At 40.2% G+C, this 2833-nt stretch carries 2 protein-coding genes; both read left to right on the top strand.

What is annotated here, in order from left to right:
- Positions 1-994, top strand: a 994-nt coding sequence (locus tag K6C05_RS01260) for an aminotransferase class V-fold PLP-dependent enzyme (protein ID WP_296730492.1), incomplete at its 5' end; no start/stop codon positions are given.
- Positions 995-1271: 277 nt separating this feature from the next.
- A partial coding sequence (locus K6C05_RS01255) for a flagellin (protein WP_296730491.1) occupies positions 1272-2833 on the top strand: 1562 nt, incomplete at its 3' end.

Here is a 2833-nt window from a genome sequence, read left to right as displayed (position 1 = left end):
CAAGGAATTTTCGGAGCTGATGCTGGAAACAGATAGGCTGCTTAGAAAATTTGCCAAGGCGGGTGATGGGGCAAAGACGGTGTATTTGACAGCATCTGGGACTGCAGCCATGGAAGCGGCGGTGATGAACTGCTTTACGGAAAAGGACAGATTGCTGGTTATTAATGGCGGTTCCTTTGGCCAGCGCTTTGTTGATATCTGCCAGGTGCACCAGATTCCTCATGATGTTGTCAAGCTGGAATATGGTGAGGTATTGACTGCTGACGAGCTGGTGCAGTATCAGGATAAGGAATATAATGGTCTGCTGGTGAATATTGACGAAACTTCTACTGGGCAGCTTTATGATATCAGGCTGTTATCTGATTTTTGCAGGCGCAAAGGGATGTATCTCATAGTTGATGCCATAAGCTCTTTTTTATGTGACGAATTTGATATGGCAGGTAATGATATAGATGTGATGATTGCCAGCTCTCAAAAGGGAGCATGTATTTCTCCGGGATTATCCATGGTCATTCTCAGTCAGCGTATTATCCGGGAGCGGGTGATGCGCAACAATATCAGGTCATTATATTTTAATTTTAATGATTATTTTAGGAATTTTGAACGGGGGCAGACTCCGTACACACCTGCTGTTGGTATATGTATAGAGCTTTCGACTTCCCTTCATATGATTGAAAAAATTGGGCTGGAAAACCATCTGCAGCGTATCGCTGATGTGGCAGCAGATTTTAGGGAGAAAATAAAGGCGTTGCCTGTATCGTTACCGGAATTTCCCTTGTCTAATGCCATTACACCTATTGTGTTCAAGGAACCTATAGCTTATAAGGTGTTTGAGATTTTAAAGGATAAATACAATATATTTGTAAATCCAACAGGGGGAGAGATGGCGGATTATTCCTTGCGAATAGCTCATATTGGTCAAACATCCTTAAAAGATAATGATATGTTGATAGAAAAAATAAAAGCAGTTGTAGATGGGCTGTCATTGAAGTAAAAGAAGCTAATTTCTACATAAGAAGATGAATTATTAAAGTAATTCATCTTTTTGTTTATGTATTTTAAATATTGTTATCGAAAAAATATTAACTAACCCTTTAGAAAAAGGGATAAATATACGATTAATAAAATGAACGGAATTTTTTACCGTTTTGAATTAGTATTTAATCAATGGATTTATTTTTGTTGTTAAGTTGGTGTTTGTATGACAAAAGTGGATCTTTATTTTAATATTATTGGAAAAAGTGTATGGAGTTGTCGGGTGGTGAGATGTGATGCTTGTTACTAATAGTGCCCAGGCGGGTTTTATCCTGGGGACATTAAATAAAAATATAAATAAAAAATCAAAAGCCTCCAGCCAACTTGCACTTGGGGAAAAAATTCGTCATGCCGGGGATGATGCCTCAGGGTATGCTATATCGGAAAAAATGAGGGTTCGTATCCGTTCCCTGAATCAGGCTGATGCCAATGTGCAAAATGGGGCCTCAATGCTTCGTGTGGCTGAGGGAGCTATACAGAGCCAGATTAATCTCCTGCGTACTGTCAAGGAGCGGGTAATTAATGCCCATAATGATACAAATACTGATACTGACCGGATGATTATTCAGAAGGAAATTTCCCAGTATTACAGCGAGATAAATGATATTGCTGCTGAGACTACCTTTAATGGCAAGCAGCTTTTGCTGGGCAATAAGGTGAGTGAATCGGTCAAAGGCTGGTATAGGCTTGATCATGCGGAAAAGCTCGAGGGAAGTGATACCCTGGGGCTTATTTCGGGTACCATTGAAACCTTGGACGGGCAGGAGGGACCATTTAAAACATTTGGGGCTGCAACGGATGATGTGGCTTTTGATGGGTACAATATAAAGACATTAAGCACAGAGTCCATGTCAGGCGGTTCAGACGATGTATCTAATGTTATTTCAATTAGGTTTAGCGCATATACTAGTGATTCGGATTTAGAAAATAGAGCTTTTAAAATATTGTATCCATCCGGAGAGGAAATTTTTGTGTTTGCACATGGTACCAGTCATAGCTATCGTGGCGACAATGTTCATATTGTAGATTTGGATAGTGATTCTGCCTTGGAAAGAATTATAAAAAAAATGAATCAAGAAATCAGCAATTTATTACAGCTTGATTATAGTTCATCTTCCAGTTTTATGAAGTTGACATTAACTACCCGTATGGCTGGTGCAATTACCAATGATACTTCTTTGTATAATATTGAGGGGACTACCTTGGCTGGTGGTGATGGTTATACTGCGGCATCTTCATTGACAGATTTGCCAACCTCTAGAGTTGAGATTACAAATTCCCAGTCTGGTAAGGATGGAGCCACGGCAGGCTGGACCTGGGATTTATCTGGCTATGATACAGCTGAAAGCTTTATCGCTCAGTATGTGGGACAGGCAATATATCATAGTGGCAATTCCCAATATTATGAATTTATAGATAGCAGTACATCACCTACTACGGACAGTATTACCAAAATTAATGGCTCTACTGTCATAGATCTGAACAGCCTTCGCAGTTCCGTAAGCTCTGGAAAGAGTGTTGCAGAGGCTATGACCAGTCTGTTATCATCAAAGATGGGATCTTCTTTGGTCAGCTCGGTTACTGACAGCTCCGGGAATGTTACCGGAGTAAAGCTTAATGCAACTGTTCGTGGTACTGAAGGAAATAGTCAGACGATTTCCTTCAAACAGGGTGATCTCCGGGATTATACCGTAGATTTTCAGTCTCTATTAAGTGGGGTAAGTGGTGCAGATATTCCGGGTAAGCTTGATGGTCAGGGATTCAGATTCTATGATGCCACTGATAAAAACAAATGGGT

Origin of the sequence: Anaerovibrio sp. (genome assembly GCF_024697385.1) — a bacterium.
Classification (GTDB): Bacteria; Bacillota; Negativicutes; order Selenomonadales; family Selenomonadaceae; genus Anaerovibrio.
This window is presented reverse-complemented; position numbering and strand designations above follow the sequence as displayed.